This is a genomic window from Sphingopyxis sp. P8 (assembly GCF_020622175.1).
Classification (GTDB): domain Bacteria; phylum Pseudomonadota; class Alphaproteobacteria; order Sphingomonadales; family Sphingomonadaceae; genus Sphingopyxis; species Sphingopyxis jiangsuensis.
On sequence record NZ_JACNMK010000001.1, the window covers coordinates 704,956 to 724,843 of the forward strand.

General features: G+C 66.1%; 16 protein-coding genes and 2 tRNA genes. 7 read left to right on the forward strand and 11 right to left on the reverse strand.

Features of this window, described 5'->3' with window-relative positions; genetic code table 11:
• Window positions 1-614: 614 nt before the first annotated feature.
• The 3 genes from H7692_RS03475 to H7692_RS03485 form a co-directional block, all read right to left on the reverse strand.
• Window positions 615-2,408: a ParB/RepB/Spo0J family partition protein gene (locus H7692_RS03475; RefSeq protein ID WP_222135926.1), complete on the reverse strand. Its 1,794-nt coding sequence runs from the start codon at window positions 2,406-2,408 to the stop codon at window positions 615-617.
• Between the two features lie 502 nt (window positions 2,409-2,910).
• Entirely contained in the window at window positions 2,911-4,104 is a 1,194-nt protein-coding gene (locus H7692_RS03480) for a tyrosine-type recombinase/integrase (protein WP_222135925.1), read from the reverse strand.
• 196 nt (window positions 4,105-4,300) lie between these two features.
• Window positions 4,301-4,386: transfer RNA gene (locus H7692_RS03485), tRNA-Tyr, on the reverse strand.
• 81 nt (window positions 4,387-4,467) lie between these two features.
• Between H7692_RS03485 and rlmB the strand changes: the two genes are divergently transcribed.
• On the forward strand, window positions 4,468-5,235 hold the full coding sequence (gene rlmB / locus H7692_RS03490; protein WP_201925844.1) for a 23S rRNA (guanosine(2251)-2'-O)-methyltransferase RlmB: 768 nt from the start codon (window positions 4,468-4,470) through the stop codon (window positions 5,233-5,235).
• Window positions 5,236-5,342: 107 nt separating this feature from the next.
• On the opposite strand, the gene H7692_RS03495 is transcribed toward rlmB, so the two are convergent.
• Window positions 5,343-5,660, reverse strand: coding sequence for a 2Fe-2S iron-sulfur cluster-binding protein (locus H7692_RS03495; protein ID WP_222135924.1), 318 nt, complete (start codon window positions 5,658-5,660; stop codon window positions 5,343-5,345).
• 101 nt (window positions 5,661-5,761) lie between these two features.
• On the opposite strand from H7692_RS03495, the gene H7692_RS03500 reads away from it, so the two are divergent.
• Window positions 5,762-6,379 carry a DNA-3-methyladenine glycosylase family protein gene (locus tag H7692_RS03500; protein ID WP_222135923.1) on the forward strand — a complete coding sequence of 206 codons (618 nt, stop codon included), beginning with the start codon at window positions 5,762-5,764 and terminating at the stop codon, window positions 6,377-6,379.
• Window positions 6,380-6,527: 148 nt separating this feature from the next.
• Here H7692_RS03500 and tig read toward each other — a convergent pair whose 3' ends face one another.
• Together tig and H7692_RS03510 are read right to left on the reverse strand one after the other, a co-directional pair.
• Window positions 6,528-8,099, reverse strand: a complete 1,572-nt coding sequence (tig, locus tag H7692_RS03505; RefSeq protein ID WP_222135922.1) for a trigger factor — start codon at window positions 8,097-8,099, stop codon at window positions 6,528-6,530.
• 86 nt (window positions 8,100-8,185) lie between these two features.
• Window positions 8,186-8,270 (reverse strand) — tRNA-Leu (locus H7692_RS03510).
• A gap of 169 nt (window positions 8,271-8,439) precedes the next feature.
• Here H7692_RS03510 and H7692_RS03515 point away from each other — a divergent pair.
• Window positions 8,440-8,637 (forward strand): hypothetical protein, encoded by a 198-nt coding sequence (locus H7692_RS03515; RefSeq protein ID WP_222135921.1) that lies wholly within the window; start codon window positions 8,440-8,442, stop codon window positions 8,635-8,637.
• A gap of 58 nt (window positions 8,638-8,695) precedes the next feature.
• On the opposite strand, the gene gatB is transcribed toward H7692_RS03515, so the two are convergent.
• The 4 genes from gatB to H7692_RS03535 form a co-directional block, all read right to left on the reverse strand.
• Window positions 8,696-10,162 (reverse strand): Asp-tRNA(Asn)/Glu-tRNA(Gln) amidotransferase subunit GatB, encoded by a 1,467-nt coding sequence (gene gatB / locus H7692_RS03520; protein WP_222135920.1) that lies wholly within the window; start codon window positions 10,160-10,162, stop codon window positions 8,696-8,698.
• 184 nt (window positions 10,163-10,346) lie between these two features.
• Window positions 10,347-11,828, reverse strand: coding sequence for an Asp-tRNA(Asn)/Glu-tRNA(Gln) amidotransferase subunit GatA (gene gatA / locus H7692_RS03525; protein ID WP_222135919.1), 1,482 nt, complete (start codon window positions 11,826-11,828; stop codon window positions 10,347-10,349).
• Between the two features lie 126 nt (window positions 11,829-11,954).
• A complete protein-coding gene (gene gatC, locus H7692_RS03530; RefSeq protein ID WP_201925861.1) occupies window positions 11,955-12,257 on the reverse strand; it encodes an Asp-tRNA(Asn)/Glu-tRNA(Gln) amidotransferase subunit GatC in 303 nt (100 codons plus the stop codon).
• 101 nt (window positions 12,258-12,358) lie between these two features.
• Entirely contained in the window at window positions 12,359-14,119 is a 1,761-nt protein-coding gene (locus tag H7692_RS03535; protein ID WP_227339775.1) for a DUF4153 domain-containing protein, read from the reverse strand.
• A gap of 119 nt (window positions 14,120-14,238) precedes the next feature.
• On the opposite strand from H7692_RS03535, the gene H7692_RS03540 reads away from it, so the two are divergent.
• The 4 genes from H7692_RS03540 (at window position 14,239) to H7692_RS03555 (ending at window position 18,380) form a co-directional block, all read left to right on the forward strand.
• Window positions 14,239-15,498, forward strand: a complete 1,260-nt coding sequence (locus H7692_RS03540; RefSeq protein ID WP_227339776.1) for a DUF3089 domain-containing protein — start codon at window positions 14,239-14,241, stop codon at window positions 15,496-15,498.
• A gap of 47 nt (window positions 15,499-15,545) precedes the next feature.
• A complete protein-coding gene (ruvX, locus tag H7692_RS03545) occupies window positions 15,546-16,004 on the forward strand; it encodes a Holliday junction resolvase RuvX (RefSeq protein ID WP_201925865.1) in 459 nt (152 codons plus the stop codon).
• Window positions 16,005-16,176: 172 nt separating this feature from the next.
• A complete protein-coding gene (locus tag H7692_RS03550; RefSeq protein WP_201925867.1) occupies window positions 16,177-17,172 on the forward strand; it encodes an aspartate carbamoyltransferase catalytic subunit in 996 nt (331 codons plus the stop codon).
• Window positions 17,163-18,380, forward strand: a complete 1,218-nt coding sequence (locus H7692_RS03555; protein ID WP_227339777.1) for a dihydroorotase — start codon at window positions 17,163-17,165, stop codon at window positions 18,378-18,380. Before H7692_RS03550 ends, H7692_RS03555 begins: the two co-directional genes overlap by 10 nt.
• Before the next feature lie 77 nt (window positions 18,381-18,457).
• On the opposite strand, the gene H7692_RS03560 is transcribed toward H7692_RS03555, so the two are convergent.
• A complete protein-coding gene (locus H7692_RS03560; protein WP_201925872.1) occupies window positions 18,458-19,885 on the reverse strand; it encodes an SPOR domain-containing protein in 1,428 nt (475 codons plus the stop codon).
• Window positions 19,886-19,888: the final 3 nt, after the last annotated feature.

The following is a 19,888-nucleotide window of genomic DNA, read 5'->3' on the forward strand; positions in this document are numbered from 1 at the left end:
ATTATTTGGAGCGAAGCGGCCGCGAGGAGCGCGTTGCACACGCGCGGGGAAATAATCGCGCCGCCGCACTTTCGCGGGGCGCCGCGCCGGGACAGGTCAGATCGCCCGTCGCCGGGATGGTGCTGCTGCGCAGCAGGGACGAGGGCGGCTCGGTGGAGGAATGGATGTCGATAAGCAAGGAAGCCGCCCCTCCCGCTTACGCTCGCCCGAAAATCCGTAATCGCCGATCGGCGTTAAAGAGTCCTGCGCCCGACAGTCCCATATCGAGGCGCCAGGCGTGCGGGGCACTAAATTCGCAGACATTCGCACCGCAATCTGCTCGCGCCGCGCCGATTGTCGCAGCGTCGAGACGAACGCGGCGCTAAGCTGACCGCAGCAGTTCACCGCCGGATGCAGACACCGCGACCCGTCTGCAACCGGCGGCGGGGGCGATGGCACGCCATCGCGGGGCGGCGCGAGACACTCGCGCCGCCCTTCTTCTTCTCACTGCGTGCCGATGCCGCCTGTAGCGGCGGCGCGCCTCCGACGAATAACGCCGCGCCGGTCGCCAAGGCCGGCGCGACAATTTCAGCGCGCACAAAATGGGCGGGCGACCGAAGCCGCCCTCCCTGCCCTCACGCCGCAAGCGGCGTCTCCTCGTCAACCGACGCGCAATCCTGCTCGACCGGATCGGCATCGGCGCTCGCAGACAGCGCGAACGCCACCCGCGCCGCCGCCTTCACGCCGCCGACCCCGCCGCGCGACGTGTAGGCGGCGGGCGGGAACGCCATCCATTGCGGCACCCACGGCTCGGCCTTGGCGCGCCCGTTGGTCCCCGCAAGGCAATCGGCGATGATCGATTTCAAGGCCTTGGCCTTTTCACCGGCGTTCGCTGCCGCCACCTCGGCGCCCGCGACCTCGCCGGTGATGGCGAGCAGCACTTCGCGGTCGCGCAGCTGGTCGAAGAAAGCCGCGTCGGCTTGCCAGTGCTGGCGCATGTCGGTGCCGAGATGGAGGCCGATCATCTCGACCGCCTCGCTGCCCGCCGCCAAGGTCTCGCCCATGACGATCGCGACGATCTCCAATACCACCGGATCGGGGAGTTCGAGCAGCCGCGCGAACAAAAGCGCAAAAGGGGGCCGGTGCAGCGGCCTTCCGGTGACGGTCGGAGTGTCTTCATCGAACCCCAGCACCGCAAGCACCGCGCGGCGCTTGATGTCGAAGGCGGTTTCGGCGGGGCAGGTTTCGACGCTCTCGGCGATGTCTTCCTTGGGCGCCCGCTGGCTTTCGATGTCGACGCGCCACAGGTCCGCGCCCGAAATGACATGCGCAAGCATCGCCCTGAGCGCGACGCCGCCATGGCTGGCCAGATCGGCGCGAACTGCTGCATGGCGATGGAGGTCGATATAGGCGTTGAGCGGACCCGACACTTCGGGACGTGCGGGCTTCGCTGCGGGCGTGTTCTCATCATCGCTGCCGCCGCCGCCCGAAAGCCGCTTCGCTTCCTTGGTGGTGACATAACCTTCGTGGAAGCTGACCTCGCCGCTGTCGCGGACCTCGACATAGATACGGCCGCCCTTGCGCTTGCTCGCATGGACATAGTCCCACGACCGGAACCAGTCGCCGCGCTCCATCACGACGACGTCGGACCATCCCGCTTCGAGATACTCGGCCTTGCGCGCTTCGATGGCCGCCATCTGCGCCGACCAGAAAGCATCGCTGTCGGCAAAATAGCTGTCCTCGCCGAACAGGTCCGAGACGATGGCGAGCTTCGCCTCCTCGACGTCGAACAGCGCGTGGTTCACCGCGATGGCGGTGCCGCCGAACAACCATGCCTTCAATTGGTGGCCGGTCGGGCAATAGGTGTTCTCATCGTCGAACAAGGCAAGCCATGCCTTCTGCTGGCTCTTCGATGCCAAGGTCAGATGGCGAACGGTGCCCGCATCGATCGCGCCGCGCCGGTAGAGGGTGCGGATACGCGGGAGCAGATTGCCGAGCGCGAGGATGCGCTTCACCGCCGAAGGTTCGAACCCGAACGTATCGGCCACCTCGCCCACGCTGCGCCCTGATTTGACCAAGGCTACAAAGGCTTCCCACTGGCTGACCTCGTCGGGCCGGACCCGCGCAAGGTTCTCCAGCATCGACGCTTCGAGCGCATCTGCATCATCGCCCTCGTCGAGGATCGCGCACGGGATCGGCTTCACCGCCCCACCCTCGCGCGCCACGACGTTCACCGCGGTAAAGCGCCGACGACCCGCGACGATCTCGAAACGGCCTTCGGCACAGTTTGGACGAACGAGCAGCGGAACCAGCACCCCGCGCGCGCGAACGCTGGGGAGCAGGTCGGACACATCGGGGTCTTTGCCCTTCCCGCGCATGTTGGTTGTCGCAATCGACAGATGATCCACATCGATAAAATCAAGCTTCATGACGTCTTCCTTTCCTTCCACCACACCCGGCCCCGGACGGCGGGGCGGGCGGCGAGGAAAGGCGACGGGACCGCGCCAAAGGACGGCGCGCACCCGTGAGGGCCGCAATGCAATGGAGGAGCCGACGCGCAGCGGCGGCTTGCGCACCGGCCGAGCGGTCCCATAGCCGTGCGCCGAACGACACGCTGTCCGTGGCCGGCCCATCGGCAAACGCCGACGCGCATTCAGCGCGGCGCCAACATCGGACAACAAACGCGCCCTTGTCGCAGCCGCAGGCGCCGCGGCGTGCGCGGACCGGTAGCGGGTCGGGTGCGGCAATGCCGCGCCCGGAGCAGCGCGCAGCGCTGTGTACCCGCCGCAAGGGACGTGCGCCCGCGGCGCCAGGAAGCGAGACAAGAGCGCTGCGCGGCCAACCGTGCCAACGCGCGACCTCTGGCGGCGCCTGCCGTCGCCAGTGCGCGCTCAATTGAGGCCGCGCTCGTTTATTCCCGGCGGGACGATATTATTCCGTTTCGGGAGCATCCCCAGCACAATAGCTCCCCCACGCCTCCATCAATTTGACACGGGCGCCGGGCTGATCCGGTGTGCCTAGATAGGTTGTACGCCGATAAGCCGCCTGCACGGCGTCGGGCGTCTTGTGCGCCAGCGCGGCCTCCACAACAGCATCGGCAAAATCTTCATTGGCGGCCCAGTCGGTGAACGTGGACCGAAAGCCGTGAACGTGGAACGGCTCCTTCATGTCGCGCAGCACCTTTAGCAACGTCATATCGGACATCGGCTTGCCGGTCGCTCCCGGGAAAACCACGTCGACATCAGAACGCCGGAAGGCTTTTGCTCTCGTCAGCACAGCCAACGCCGCATCCGACAGCGGAACAACATGGGCGTTGCCCCGCTTCATATGGTCACTGGGTATCGTCCACAGCCGCCCCTCAAAATCAAACTCGTCCCATGTCGCGAGCCGGACCTCCTGGCTGCGTACGCCGGTCAGAATGAGCAGTTCGAGCGCCAACCTTCCAAATGCCGGCTTTCGCCGCAAAGCCGCGAGGAAGGTAGGCAGCGCGCTATAAGGCATGGCCTTGCGATTCTCCCGCGACTTCACTTGGCGAGGCAATCCGCGTCCCGCTTTCAAGCTGCCATTTCCCGACGGGGCTTCGTTGGAGCGCCAGCCTTTTGCGTGGGCGAAATCCAGGACGACGCAGATCCGATTGCGCACCTGTCGGGCCGTTTCGGGAATCTCCTGCCAAATCGGCATCAGCACGTCGATGATATCCGCTGCGGCGATTCCGCCGGTCGGCACATCGCCCAACTTCGGAAAGGCGTGGCTTTCGAGGCTGGCAAGCCATTGGCGCGCATAGATGGCACTTTTCCACCCAGCCGCATTCTCTTTATGATATTGGCGAGCCGCTTCGCGGAATGTCACCTTCGCAGCAGCTTCGCTCTTCCTCTCGGCCAGCACATCGCGCCGGTCGATCTTGACCGCCTTGCGGAGTTCGCTGGCTTTCTGGCGAGCCTCCACGAGCGGAAGCAATTTGGCGCTGCCCAAGCCAATGTCTTGCCGCTTACCATCGCGCTGTAGACGCAAGAGCCAATAAGCACCGCCGCGCTTGTCGACCTTCAGAAACAGGCCATCGCCGTCCTGATAGGTGCCAGGATTCGCCAAAGCTGCCTTGATCGCCAAAGCTGTAAGCTTTTTCATATGGTTAACCCGATTTTTTACCCCCACACTCGGAAGCCCGATTCTTAGGGGTCCCAAAATTTACCCCCACATTTCCCCCACAGTTTTCACTGCGCTGCAGTGATACGGCATGGGCAGCAGAGAAACGACCGAGGGATAATATCCTAGGTTTTCTGCGGTTTCTAGCGATTTTAGGAGATGCTCTCGGACCAGAGGGTGGTGGACAGGGCTGGATTCGAACCAGCGTACGGAAACCCGGGCAGATTTACAGTCTGCTGCCTTTAACCACTCGGCCACCTGTCCATTGGGGCCCGCTTTGGGAAGTGGCCCAATGGCGAAACGAGGCTTGCCTGTCAATGCCAGTCATGGGAAAGGCGCGCCATCATGCGTCAATTTTCTCGTCACCGCCGCCCGTCGGGCGGAAACCAGCGCGGCCAGGCCATTCGTTTCTGGGGCCGCCACGCCGTCCTCGCCGCGCTCGCCAACCCCGAACGCACCGTCAAGCGCATCTGGGGCACCCGCGAAGCCCTGGGCCAGCTCGACCTGCCGCCGGTGATTCCGATCAGCTACGCCGACGTCGCCGACCTCGCGCGCCTCGTCGCGCGCGACGCGCCGCACCAGGGGCTGGTGATCGAGGTCGACCCGCTCGAGGGCATCCATCTCGGCGATCTGTTGCAGGAAGAGGTCGACGCCGGCAGCAAGCGCCCGCTTATCATCCTCGACCAGGTCACCGACCCCCACAATATCGGCGCGGTGCTGCGTTCGGCCGCCGCCTTCGATGCGGCGGCGATCATCACGCAGGACCGGCACAGTCCGCCCGAAAGCGGCGTCATCGCGCGCTCGGCCTCGGGCGCGCTCGAAAGCGTGCCGTGGGTGCGCGTCGTCAACCTGTCGCGCGCGCTCGAGGAAATCGCCGAGGCGCAATATTGGCGCATCGGGCTGATGGGCGACACCGAAACGACGCTTGGGCAAACGCTCGACGGCAGCAAGGTCGCGCTCGTCCTCGGCTCCGAAGGCGACGGAATGCGCCACAATGTGATGGAACATTGCGACGTGCTGGCAAGGCTGCCGATCTCGCCGCGAATGGAGAGCCTCAATATTTCCAACGCCGCGGCGATCGCGCTCTACGCGGTGGCGACGGCAGGCCAGTAATAATCGTCATTGCGAGCGAAGCGAAGCAATCTCCAGCTATCGGCAAAGCACCATGCCGACAGCTGGAGATTGCTTCGTCGCTACGCTCCTCGCAATGACGATATTGATCAATCCTCCGCCGCGATGCGCACCTTCAGCCCGTCGAGCGCATCGCTGAACGGAATCTGGCACGACAGGCGCGAATTTTCGTCGCGGTCGCTCGTCGAATCGAGCAGGTCGTTTTCGTCCTCGCTCATCGCGGGGATGGCATCCTTGGCGCCCGCCTCGACATGGACGTGGCAGGTCGCGCACGAACAGCAGCCGCCGCACAGCGCGAGCAGTTCGTCGAAGCCTGCATCGCGGATATTCTCCATCACGGTCAGGCTGGTGTCGCCCTCGATCTCATGCTCGGTTCCGTCGCGCGTCACGACAATCAGCTTGGCCATGCTCGTCCTCATCGGTTCGTGTTGCGGGGGCTATGTCGCGCGTTGCGCGGCAAATCAAGCGTTGCTAAAGGCAAGTCTTGGAACAAAAGGAGAATATCGCGATGGGGCTCAGCCAGCAGCAGCTCAACGCCGGAATCGACGCCCTCGCCGCGCGCGACCCCAATTTTGCGCGGGCACTCGGCAACGCCGGCTATCCCGAGCCGCGCATCCGCGAGCGCGGCTATACGACCCTGCTGCGCACGATCGTCGGCCAGCAGGTCAGCGTCGCCGCCGCGACGTCGATCTGGAACAAGCTGGAGGCGGGATTCGGCACAGGATGCCCCGCCGAAACGATCGCCGCCGCCGATTTCGACGCGCTGCGCGCCTGCGGCTTGTCAGGACAGAAACAGGGCTATGCGAAAAGCCTCGCGCAGCTCGTGCTCGACGGCGAACTCTCCTTCGACGCCCTCCCCGCCGACGATGAGGAGGCGATTTCGCTGCTCACCAAGGTCAAAGGGATCGGGCGCTGGTCGGCCGAAATCTACCTGCTCTTTGCCGAAGGGCGCCCCGACATCTGGCCCGCGGGCGACCTTGCGGTGCAGGAGGCGGTCGGCCGCATCCTGAAACTCGACGCGCGCCCGAGCGAAAAACAGGCGCGCGAACTCGCCGAACCGTGGCGCCCCCACCGCGGCGCCGCGGCGATCTTCAGCTGGCACTGTTATAATATGGCGGTGATCTAGTTTGCAGTGGATAGACATCCCCCGCTTCGTCATTCCCCCCACCTTCGTCATTCCCGCGAAAGCGGGAACCCAGTAGCGACGGTCGACGAAAAAAAGGCCGGGTGGAGCATCCTCCACCCGGCCTTTTCATTGTCGTGTCGCCGCAGGATCAGTCCTTGGCGGCGGCCTTCTTGGCCGGAGCCTTCTTGGCGGGAGCCTTCTTCGCAGCAGGCTTGCCCTCGGCTTCTGCCTTGGCGGTTGCCGCCTTCTTGGCGGGCGCCTTCTTTGCCGGCGCAGCAGCGGCCTTGTCTTCCTTCGGCTCGGCCTTCTTGGCCGCGGGCTTTTTCGCCGCCGCCTTCTTGGCGGGCTTTTCGTCATGGTCGTGGCCGCAGCCCGGACCGTGGACATGGTCCTCGTCGGCCTCGATTGCCGCTTCCAGTTCCTCGCGCGTCACTTCGCGATCGCTGATTTCGGCCTTGTCGAACAGGAAGTCGACGACCTTGTCCTCATAAAGCGGCGCGCGGAGCTGCGCGGCGGCGAGTGCGTCCTGCTGGACATATTCGACGAAGCGCTGACGGTCTTCGGGGCGATACTGCTGCGCCGCCTGCATGATGAGGCGCTGCATTTCCTGGCTGCTGACCTGCACGCCGTGCGCCTGCCCGATTTCGGAGAGAAGCAGGCCCAGGCGGACGCGGCGCACCGCGATGCTGCGATATTCGTCGCGATCCTTTTCGAGTTCGGCCTTCGCCGCCTCGGGATCTTCCTCGTGGCTCGCCTCATGCTCGAGCTGCTGCCAGATCTGGTTGAACTCGGCCTCGACCATCGTCGGCGGCACGTCAAAGTCGTGGCTCGCTGCGAGCTGGTCGAGCAGCTTGCGCTTCATATAGGTGCGCGTCAGCCCGTTGAGTTCCTGCTCGACCTGGTCCTTCATCAGCTCCTTGAGCTTGTCGAGGCTTTCAAGGCCAAGCGACTTGGCGAACTCGTCGTCGATCTTCGTGTCGGCGGGAACCTTCACTTCCTTCACCTTGACGGCGAATTCGGCGTCCTTGCCCTTCAGCGTGTCGACCGGATAATCGTCGGGGAAGCTGACCTTCAGCGTCTTTTCGTCGCCCGTCTTCACGCCGACAAGCTGGTCCTCGAAACCGGGGATCAGCTGGCCCGATCCGATCTCGACCGCCATGTCTTCGCCGGTGCCGCCGTCGAAAGCGACGCCGTCGACGCTGCCCGCGAAATCGATGATGACCTGGTCGCCGGTCGCGGCCTTCCTGGTCTTCGGCGCTTCCTCGAAGCGCTTCATCTGCGCGGCGAATTCCTCGATCTTCGCCATCACCGCCTTGTCGTCGGCGGGGACGGTCAGCCGTTCGAGCTTCAGCCCGTCGATCGACGGCGCCTCGATGTCGGGCAGCACTTCGAGCGCGACGGTCAGCTCGGCATCCTTGCCGCGCTCATAACCGTCGGCGAGCGTCACCGCGGGCTGCAGCGCAGGGCGCAGCTTTTCCTTGCCCATCAGATCCTTGACGCCCGCGTCGATCGCCTTGTTGAGCGCGTCGGCCGACAGCGCTTCGCCGTGCATCTTGCGGATCAGGTTCGGCGGAACCTTGCCGGGACGGAAACCGGGCATGCGCACGGTCGGGGCGATCGTCTTGACCTCTTCATCGACCCGTGCGTCGATGTCCTTCGCGGTGATGGTCAGGCGATATTCGCGCTTCAGCCCTTCGTTCAGCGTTTCGACGGTCTTCATTGGCTCAATCTTATCCTTGCTCAAAATCTCTCGTTCGAACCCAGCCCTGGCGGCTGAATTCCCCATTCCCGGCCTGCGGAGCGAATTGGTGCGGGCGAAGGGACTCGAACCCCCACATCTTGCGATACTGGTACCTAAAACCAGCGCGTCTACCAATTCCGCCACGCCCGCAGGAGCTTTCGGCCGGGTGCACGGATGCCATGCGCTGTGCCGCGCACGCCCGTGCGGGCCGCGCGGGGCTATAGCAGACGCGCCGCCAAGGGCAAGGGCGGAAAGCCGCGCGTCGCCGCGGCGGAACATGGGCGGTCATCGGACGTTTATCAGCTCAAGGAGACCAGAGATGACGAACGGTACCAATCCGCTGCCCAAGCCCAAGCCCGACACGATCGAGCCCCAATCGCCCCCCGAAACCCCCGCGCGCCCGACGCCGCAGGAGGACCCGGCGGGCCAGCCGCTCGAAATCCCCGGAAATCCGGGCGGCGACGGGATCGACGAACCGGGCCGCGGCCCGGACGAACTGCCGCCGGGGCAGATCTAGCGCGCTCCTCGCCAGTCGCGCAAAAGCGGGAATGACGATTGACTGAAAAAGCCAGTCCCTAACCCAGCGCCTTTTTCAGCAGTTCGTTCACGACTTGCGGGTTGGCCTTGCCATGCATCGCCTTCATCGTCTGACCGACGAAGAATCCGAACAGCGCTTCCTTGCCGCCCTTATACTGCTCGACCTTGTCGGCATTGGCGGCGAGCACCTCGCCGATGACCTTCTCGATCGCGCCGGTGTCGCTCGTCTGCTTGAGGCCCTTTTCCTCGACGATTTTTGCAGGCGCATCGCCGGTTTCGAGCATGATTTCGAACACCTGTTTCGCGATGCTGCCCGAAATCGTCCCGTCGGCGACAAGGCCGAGCAGTTCGGCGGCCTCGGCGGGACTGACCGGCGATTCCTCGATGCTCTTGCCAAGGCGGTTGAGCGCACCGAACAGCTCGCTCGTCACCCAGTTCGCCGCTGCCTTGGGCTCGGCGCCGGTTTCCAGCAGCGCGTCGAACCAGCGCGCATTCTCGACCTCGGCGGTCAAGACATCGGCGTTATAGGCCGAAATCCCCGCCGCTTCGTAGCGCGCACGCTTGGCGTCGGGCAGTTCGGGAAGGCTGGCGCGACATTCGTCGAGAAAGGCGTCGTCGAGTTCGAGCGGCAGCAGGTCGGGGTCCGGGAAATAGCGGTAATCGTGCGCGTCTTCCTTTGACCGCATCGTCCGCGTCGTCCCGCTGTCGGGGTTGAACAGCCGCGTTTCCTGCACGACAGTTCCGCCGCTTTCGATCAGCTCGACCTGGCGCTTTGCCTCATATTCGATCGTCTGCATCACGAAGCGCACCGAATTGACATTCTTCGTTTCGGTCCGCGTGCCGAACGGGTCGCCGACCTTGCGCACGCTGACGTTGACGTCGGCGCGCATCGAGCCTTCCTCCATATTGCCGTCGCACGAGCCGACATAGCGCAGGATCGCGCGCAATTTGCGAAGATACGCCCCCGCCTCGGCGGGCGAGCGCATGTCGGGTTTCGACACGATTTCCATCAGCGCGACGCCCGAGCGGTTCAAATCGACGAAGCTCATCGTCGGATGCTGGTCGTGCATCAGCTTGCCGGCGTCCTGCTCGACGTGGATGCGCTCGATCCCGATCATCTTGCCGTGCGCGATGCCCGCCTTTTCGTCGGCCTCGATATGCAGTGAGCCTTCGCCGACAAGCGGATGATAAAGCTGTGAAATCTGATAACCCTGCGGCAGGTCGGCATAGAAATAATTCTTGCGGTCGAAGCGCGACCATTTGTTGATCCCGGCCTCGATTGCCATGCCGGTACGCACCGCCTGGCGGATGCACTCGCGGTTCGGCACCGGCAGCATCCCCGGCATAGCCGCGTCTACCAGGCTCACCTGCGTATTGGGCTCCGCCCCGAACGCCGTCGCTGCGCCCGAAAACAGCTTGGCTTTGGAGGTGACCTGCGCATGGACCTCCAGGCCGATCACGACCTCCCACTCGCCAGTTTCGCCATGTATGCGATAATCAGTCATCATTTTTGTCCGTCATCGTCCCGCTTCCTTCGCTTCGTCAGCCGAGGAAGATCAGGCCCTGCGTCATCGTCTGCTCCCGGCTTTGGCGAATAACGCTTCGGCCGCTGCTTGCTCAATTTGAGCCACAATTCGCCGACACCTTCGATGATGGCAGCGACCATCTCGGCTAGGTCGGCAGCACGGCTCACCACCACTTCTCCGCGCGCGCCGTGAAGCCCGCGCGTTCCTCGATCGCCAGCCCGGCGTTGAGCACGCCCTGCTCGTCGAACGCCTTGCCGATGATCTGCAACCCCAGCGGCAGCCCTTCGCGGTTCAGCGCCGCCGGGACCGACATCGCGGGCAGCCCCGCGAGGCTCGCGGGCACCGCGAACACGTCGTTCAGATACATCGCCAGCGGATCGGCCATTTTCTCGCCCAGCCCGAACGCCGCCGACGGCGCGGTCGGCGCGAGGATCACGTCGCACGACGCAAAGGCCGCCTCGAAATCGCGCGCAATCAGCGTCCGCACCTTCTGCGCCTGCGTGTAGTAAGCATCGTAAAAGCCCGCCGACAGCACATAGGTGCCGATCATGATGCGGCGCTTGACCTCGGGCCCGAAGCCGTCGGCGCGCGTCGCGGCGTACATGTCCTGCAACCCCGCCCCCTGCGGCAGGTCGCGGAGGCCATAGCGCACGCCGTCGTAACGCGCGAGGTTCGACGAGGCTTCGGCAGGCGCGATGATATAATAGGCGGGCAGCGCATATTTGGTGTGCGGCAGGCTGATCTCGATCACGTCAGCCCCCGCATCCTTCAGCATCGCGATCCCCGCATCCCACATCGCGTCGATGTCGGGGTCGATGCCATCCAATCGATATTCCTTGGGAATGCCGACCGTCTTGCCCTTCAAATCACTCGACAAAGCGGCTTCCCAATTGGGTACGGGCATGTCGAGGCTCGTCGCATCCTTCGGATCGAAGCCCGCCATATTCTCGAGCATGATCGCGCAGTCGCGCACGTCGCGCGCCATCGGCCCCGCCTGGTCGAGCGAGCTCGCAAAGGCGACGATGCCCCAACGCGAGCAGCGGCCATAGGTCGGCTTGATCCCCGAAATGCCGGTGAAGGCCGCGGGCTGGCGGATCGAGCCGCCGGTGTCGGTCCCCGTCGCAGCGGGGCACAGCCGCGCCGCGACCGCGGTCGACGATCCGCCCGACGAGCCGCCCGGCGCGAGCGCGGCATTACCGCCGTCCTTGCGCTTCCACGGGCTGATGACATTGCCGAAATAGCTCGTCTCGTTCGACGACCCCATCGCGAACTGGTCGAGGTTCAGCTTGCCCAGCATTCCCGCGCCCGCGTCCCACAATTTCTGCGAAACGCTCGATTCATAGCGAGGGACAAAGCCTTCGAGGATATGGCTCGCCGCGGTCGTCTGGACGCCGTTCGTGCAAAACAGGTCCTTCATCCCGATCGGCACGCCCGACAAGGGCTTCAGCGTCCCCGCCGCACGGTCGGCGTCGGCCGTCTTCGCGGCGGCGAGCGCATGTTCGGGAGTCTCGACAATGAACGCATTGAGCGCCTTGGCGGCCGCGACATTGGCGCTGAACGCCTCCGCGACCTCGACGGCGCTGAAATCGCCCGCGCGGTGGCCGTCACGGATCTGCGCTACGGTAAGGTTCGTAAGATCAGTCATGTTTCGCACTCTTGTGCGCTCCCGCGAAGGCGGGAGCCCAGGGCGGCATAAACCGCAGTTTTTCGTTTCTGAACCCCGGATCGCTCGCGGCTACGCCGCTGTCCGGGATGATCGAATGATGTGCCATCACTCGATCACCTTCGGCACGCCAAAAAAGCCATGCTGCGGCTCAGGCGCATTGGCGAGAACATCGTCGCGGCGCCCTCCGCCGGTCAGCGGATCGGCGTCGACGACATCGTCGCGCAGGCGCAGCGTGTTCGGAATCACCGCGGTCATCGGTTCGACCCCGGCCACATCGACCTCGCCGAGTTGCTCGACCCAACCCAGGATATTGTTGAGTTCGCCTTCCATCGCCGCAGCTTCCGCATCGCTGATCGCGATGCGCGCCAGCGACGCGATTTTCTTCACCGTTGCCTGATCGATTGCCATTGAGTCCTGCCTTTGCGGAAGAAGACGCGCCGCTAGCACCGTCATTTGATTGCTTCAACCATGCTGATCCTCCCTGCGGCAAAGCCGTGGGGGAGGAAAATTCAGAACCCCTCGGTCTCCGCCACCCCGTCGACCATCACGCGCCGCTGCGCGACCGTTTCGACAGAGATCGTCGCGGTCGAGAGATCGACATCCTTGCGCGCCGCCTCCGGTTGGCGGTCGGCCTGCCCGACGACCCACCGCCCGCTGTCGTTGCGCGTCACGAAGTCGGACTGGATCGCCCCGCCCGGATCGCTTTGGCCGAGCACCGCGATGCGGCCCTCGTCGATCACCACTGCAACGCACTGCGCCGAGCGGCTGCACATATAGCTATCGGCAATCCGCTCGCGCGCGCCGTCGGGCAGCGCGCGGCCTTCGGGAAGGATGCGCAGCCGCTCCTCGATCGGCGCAACCGGCACCAGCCCGCGCGGCCCGTCAAGGTCGTATCTGTTCGTCGCGCCGAGCGCCGCCTGCGCTGCATCGGCGCGCGCCTTGTCGGACGATTTGGCGAGGGCAGCCAGCGCTGCGCGTCCTTCGGGGCCGAAATCGAACGCCATCGCCGCCCAGTCGAACTGCTCGGCCTTCACCGCGCCCGATTCGAGCCGCGCGAGTTGGTCGCGCGTCGAAATCGCGCCGAAATCGAACAGCGGCAGCGCAAGGGAGAGCGCGAGCAGCATCAGCGCGATCGCCAGCCGCTGCTGCAACGGGCGAAGCAGCTCGTCGAAGCGCCAGCGCGCCAGCGCCACCGCCCACAGCCCGGCAATCCCATAGGCGAGCGCGATGCCAACCGCGATCGCGCCCCAGATGCGCTCGGGCGTCCAGCCATATTGGCCGATTCGCACCTGCATCGACGCCGCCGCAATCGCCGCGAGCGGCAGCACCGCCAGCGCGAGCAGCGCCGCCGCGCCGCGCATCATCCGGTTCGCCGACCCTTCGTCGCCGCCGTTGCCGATCACCGCATTGGCGAGCAGCACCGCAAAGGCCGCTGCCGCGAGCATCAGCGCCGCGGTCGAAAAACCCGAACTCCACAGTCCGCCAAGCCCGGTGCCGACCAGCGACAGCAGGAACAACAGCAGCGCCGCCGCGAGCACCGGCGCCAGCACCGCGAGCACGATCATCACGAGCCGCTGCAGGGTCGCGACAAGCCTGTCGCGCTCGCGCAGCACGCCGACGGCGCCGCCGAACGCGGCGCCCGCGAGCATCCAGCCGAACCATTCGTCGTTGAGCAGGTCAAAGATCAGGTTGATCCCGATCAGCTTGAACATCTGCCCGATCAGCGCCGTCAGCAGGAAGGTCACCCCGACAAAGGCAAGGCTCGCCGCGCCGAGCACCGCGTCGGCCCACGCATGGCTGTGCAATCGCGCATAGGGCATCTGCCACAGCTTCCAGAACCGCCAGTCGGGCGCGACGTCGCGCCGCGTCTGGAACAGCGGCGTCGCGACAAGCACCGCGAGCATCCCCGACCAGAACGGCCATTCGACGGGCGTACCCCGCAGATTATAGCCCGCGGTCTGCCACGCGATCAGCCCCATGATGACGCCCCACAGCGCCGCAAAGCCGAGCGCCCAGTGCCAGCGCCGCTGCTCGACGCCGAGCACGAACACGATTGTCGCGACGGCCACCGCGGTCGCCAGGGCGCTCCGCCACGCGGCGAGCCGCTCGGGATATTGATGATCGATCAGCAGGTGGAACAGCAGCCCGGCGACGGCACAAAGCGCCGCCATGATCCAAGGCCGCAGCGGCCACGGCGCGTCGCTGTCGTCGAGGCGTGCCGAGGCGGCGCGGGGCGAATCGGCGGTGGCGGGTGTTGTTGCATCGGTCATACGAAACATCTGGGCTTGTTTCATGCGCGCGCGCAAGCCAGATAGCGCCTCGCAAACTGCCGCTTTGGTTCCATCACCTGCGAGGGAACAAACCGGCCGGACATTCATTTGGAGCCCCGATGGCCCGCAAATTCCTTTACCTCATCGCCGCGATCATCCTGCTCATCCTCGGCGCCGGCGTCGTCTACCAGCTCTTTCCGGGCTGGATCGCGCGCGTCGCCTTCGTGCCGAGCGCCGACTTCGAGCAACAGGCCGCCGCCGCGCCCAACGCCTATGACGACCCCGCCATGTGGTTCGCGCGCCCCGGCCTCGCCGACGATCCGACCGCATGGCGTCCTGACCCCGACGGCGCGGTAACCCCCGGCCCCGACAGCGCCGAGGCGCAAAGCGGCGACCAGCTTCTCCCGCCGGCGGGAGCCGCCGACGCCTCGGCCCCCGCCTTCCCCAAAGGCAACGCCGCGGTCTTTTTCGTCCACCCGACGAGCTATTACAGCAAGTCGAGCTGGAACGCCCCGCTCGACGATGCCGATGCCAACCACCGCGCCGGCCTGTTCATGCGCGGCATGGCGAGCGCCTTTGCCGATGCGGGCGAGATGTGGGCGCCGCGCTATCGCCAGGCGACGCTCGGCGCCTTCCTTGCGAGCGACCGGGTGACGGCGGGCAAGGCAATCGACGCCGCCTATCGCGACGTCGAGCAGGCGTTTGACGCCTTCGTCGCCGCGATCCCGGCGAACAAGCCGGTCATCCTCGCGGGGCACAGCCAGGGCGCGCTGCACCTCACCATGTTGCTCAAGAACCGCGTCGCGGGCACTCCGCTCGCGAAGCGCATCGTCGCCGCCTATATCGTCGGCTGGCCGGTCAGCGTCGACACCGATATCGAGGCCATGGGCCTCCCCGCCTGCCAGAACCCCGGCCAAAAAGGCTGCATCCTGAGCTGGGCAACCTTCGCCGAACCCGCCGATCCCGAAATGGTGCTCGGCGCCTATGACGGCACAATCGGCTTCGATGGCCGCCCGCGCGCCGACACCCGGATGCTCTGCACCAATCCGCTCACCGGCACCCCCGATACAGTAGCCACGGCCGACGCCAATATCGGCACGCTCAAGCCCGTCGACGGCTTCAAGGCGGGCAGCCTCGTCCCCGGCGTGATCGGTGCGCGCTGCGACGAGGAGCGCGGCCTGCTGCTCATCGGCGATGCCAATGTCGCCAAGGATTATGCGCCCAATTATGTGCTGCCCGGAAACAATTATCATGTTTTCGACATCACCCTCTTCTGGGCGAACGTCCGCGCCGACGTATTGCGGCGTTTGGCGAGCTTCGAGGGCAAACCGTCGCCGGTCCCGCCCGCCGCGGCGCCTGCAGAAACGCCGACTTCCTGAGATCGTCATTGCGAGCGAAGCGAAGCAATGACGGCTAAGGAGCGAAAATGATCACCACCGCCGCCCCCGATCTCGCCGCCGCGCTCCCCGATGGCGGACGCCTCGCGGGGCTCGATGTCGGCACCAAGACCATCGGCGTCGCGCTCTGCGACGCGGGGTGGAGCTTCGCGACCCCCGACAAGACGATCGTCCGCAAGAAATTCGCCGCCGACCTTGAAGCGCTGCGCGCGCTCGTCGCCGCGCAAGGCGTCGTCGGTCTCGTCGTCGGGCTGCCGCTCAACATGGATGGCAGCGACAGCCCGCGCACCCAGTCGGTGCGCGCCTTCGCCCGCAATCTCGCCCCGCTCGCTCTTCCCCTGCTGCTGTGGGACGAGCGCTGGTCAACCGCCGCGGTCGAACGCGCGATGGTCGCCGCCGACGTCAGCCGCGCCAAACGCGCCGAACGCATCGACAGCGCCGCGGCGGCGTTCATCCTGCAGGGTGCAATCGACGCGATGGTGCGCTGATCCTCCCTGCCGCGTAGCGGTGGGGAGGTGGCAGCGGCGCAGCCGCTGACGGAGGGGCGGTAACGCGGCCTCTCCACCATCCGCTTCGCGGACGGTCCCCCTCCCCATCGCTTCGCGACAGGGAGGATCGCGCTTGCGCAATCGCCTCCCGCCCCCTAAACGCTCGGCTTTAATGACAAGCTCATCCATCCGGCCCGCCAGCGACTATCCGCCCGGTGGCGATGCGTTTCGCCATCGCCATCTGCTCGGTATCGCCCCGCTCACCCCGTGGGAAATCTCCTACATTCTCGACGCCGCCGAAGAGTGGGTCGAAATGAATCGCAGTGGCGCCGCAAAGCATGACGACCGGCTCGCGGGGCTCACGATCATCAACGCCTTTTTCGAAAATTCGACGCGCACCCTGCTGTCGTTCGAAATCGCCGGAAAGCGCCTCGGCGCCGACGTCGTCAACATGCACGCCGCGCAATCGAGCGTGAAAAAGGGCGAGACGCTGATCGACACCGCGATGACGTTGAACGCGATGCGCGCCGACGCGATCGTCATCCGTCATGCGTCATCGGGCGCGGTACAGCTTATCGCCGACAAGGTCGACTGCCCCGTCCTCAACGCAGGCGACGGGCGCCACGAGCACCCGACGCAGGCGCTGCTCGACGCGCTGACGATCCGCCGCCGCAAGGGACGGGTCGAGGGGCTGACGATCGCAATCTGCGGCGACGTGCTCCACAGCCGCGTCGCGCGCTCGAACATCCTCGCGCTCACCCTGCTCGGCAACGAGGTGCGCGTCGTCGCGCCGCCGACGCTCACCCCGCCGGCGATGGAACGGATGCATGTTGCGACCTTCACCGACATGGACGAAGGGCTGAAAGACGCCGACGTCGTGATGATGCTGCGGCTCCAGAACGAGCGCATGGACGGCGCCTACCTCCCCTCGGCGCGCGAATATCACGCGCTCTATGGTCTCACCCCGGCGCGGCTCGACAAGGCGAAACCCGACGCGATCGTCATGCACCCCGGCCCGATGAACCGGGGGGTCGAAATCGACAGCAGCATCGCCGACGATCCCGAACGCTCGACGATCACCGAACAGGTCGAAATGGGCGTCGCGGTGCGCATGGCGTGCCTCGACATCCTGACGCGCCGCAAGCGGGGAGTGCCCGGATGGAACTGAACCCGCTCGTCATCACCAACGCGCGCCTGCTCGGCGGCGACAGCGTCACCGTGCTCGCCGTCGCCGGGAGCATTTCGGCGATCAACCCGTCCGATCTGCCCGACGGCGCCGTGACGGTCGATGCAAAGGGCCAGTGGATCGCGCCCGGCATCGTCGACCTTGGCGTGTTTGCGACCGACAAGCCCGCCTTTCACTTCGGCGGCATCACGCGCGCCGCGTTGATGCCCGACGGCGCGCACCCGCTCGATCATCCGGGGATGGTCGAGCGTGCGGCAAAGGGTGGCAAGCCCGACCTTTGGGTCCACCCGCTCGCCGCCGCGACCAAGGGCCTCGACGGCAAGGAACTGGCCGAGATTGCGCTGATGAAGAGCGCGGGCGCGCGCGCGGTCGCGACCGGCCGCCGCCGCATTGCCGATGCGGGCGTAATGCGCCGCGTGCTGTCCTACGCCGCCGCGCTCGGCCTCACCGTGATCGCGCATGCCGAGGACGAGGGGCTGACCCACGGCGCGGTGGCGACCGATGGCGAAATGGCGACGCGGCTCGGTCTTGCCTCGGCCCCCGCGATTGCCGAAGCGATGGCGGTCGCGCGCGACCTGATGCTGGTGGAGGAAACCGGCGCGCCGCTCCATTTCCGCCAGCTCTCGACCGCGCGCGCGCTCGATCTCGTCCGCGAGGCCAAGGCCAGGGGGCTGCCCGTGACCTGCGGCATCACCCCGGCGCATCTCTTCCTCTCGGATACCGCGGTCGGCGATTTTCGCACCTTCGCGCGCCTGTCGCCGCCGCTTCGCAGCGAGGACGACCGCCTCGCCTGCCTCGCCGCGGTCGCCGACGGCACGATCGACATCCTCGCGTCGGGCCACGACCCGCGCGGCCCCGAGGACAAGCGCCTTCCCTTTGCCGAGGCGCTGCCCGGCATGGCGGGCGCCGAAACCTTGCTCGCGATGGGGCTCCAGCTCGTTCGCGACGGCCATGTCACGCCCGCGCGCCTCTTCGACCTCCTCGCCGCCAATCCCGCGCGCCTGCTCGGCATCGACGCGGGGCGCATCGAGGCGGGGCTCGACGCCGACCTTATCCTGGTCGACGAAGGCACACCGTGGCAGGTCGATGCCAAGAAAATGGCCGCCTGGGCGGGCAATACTCCGTTCGACGGCATGCCCGTCCAGGGCCGCGCGACCGCGATGTGGAAAGGCGGCGTGCGAATACGCTGACCGCAAAAATGAAGCGCGGTCCTTCACGGGACCGCGCTTCCCCCCATAACCCCCTCGCGTGCGAGAGGGGAAATTTCTTATCGCGAAGCGAGCTGCACCGGGCGCGCCTTGGCCGCCCATTGGATCGCCTCGCTGCCGCCCATCTGGCGGACGAAGCAGCGCTCGCCCTCGGCTTTGAGCTGTTGGCACAATGCCTTGGCATCGCTGCTGCTCTTGAGGCCGTTGACCGTCAGGCGGTGAAAGGTGCGCCCGTTGACGACCGCGGCGTGGCTCGACGCCGGAAAGCTTGCGAGCATGGCGTTGCGCTGTTTCAGCACGCCCCATTTTTCCTTGGCGACCGCCAGGCTGTCATAGGCGCCGAGCTGAACCGCCCAGCCGTTCGGATTTTTCGTATCAAAGCCCATTGCGGCGGGGATCAGGCGGGTTGCGATCTCAAGTGCCTGGCGCTGCGCGGGGCGCAGTGTTTCGGCCTTGGCGCCCGCTGCTCCCGCCACGCGCGGCGCATGGCGATAGGGCGCGGCATCGGCGAGGATGATTTCGCCCGCTGCGGCCGGCTGCGGCAATTCGGTGACCGGAACGACGCCGTCGGCGTTGCGTTCGGGCATCGGCAGTTCGATGCTGCGGATCGCGCTCGATGCATCGGCCATCGCGACCGGTGCGGCTTCGGGCGGCGGCGGCGGCGCAAAGCTTTCGAGCGGCGCCGGGTCCGCGCTTGCCAGCATGACGGGTTCGGCGTCCGCGGCGGCCATCCGAACCGCCGGGAAATTGGCGAGTGCAAGGCGCACCGGCATACCGGCGTCGGCCTGCGCCTTGGTGCCGATCAGGTTCGCAACGCGCACCTGCGCGTCCGGTTGGCCTGCAAGCTGCGACCATTCGGCCATCCGGCCTTCGATCTTGTCGAGCGGCAGGTCCTGCGAGGCGATGATGCGCGCCTGCGCCCAGCGCCCCGACAGCGCGAGCGCCAGCGCCAGATTCTGCCGCGTGCGCGCGGTCGCGTCCTTGGCCCGCGCCGCTTCGGTCAGCACAAAGATCGATGCCTCGCTATCGCCCGCAAGCGCCAGCGCAAGCCCGAGGTCGGTTGCCGGAACGGTGTCGCGATGCTGCGACAACAGATCGACGGCCTCGCGGCGCTTGCCCTGCGCGATCTGCGCGAGGCTCAGCGCGATGACGCTATTGGCGTCGGGCGCGCCGAGTTCCATCGATTCGCTGAGCGCATGCGTCGCCGACGCGAAACGCCCGTCGTTGAGATAGGCCTGCCCCAGCAAAGCGCGATAGCGTGCATCGCGCGGGCTCGCCTCGACGGCGGCTTCGGCAAAGGCGACCGCCTTGCTGACCTTGCCATGCTCCATCGCATCGCGCGCGCGCTCGGCCGACTTTTCGGCGGTCGCGGGCGCCCCGGCGGCGCTCGACGGCGCTTTCGCCATCGTGCCCAGCCCGCTGCATCCAGTGGCCGTGCCGAGGACGAACCCCGAAACGGCCAGCTTCATCAGCATCTTGCGATTCATGAC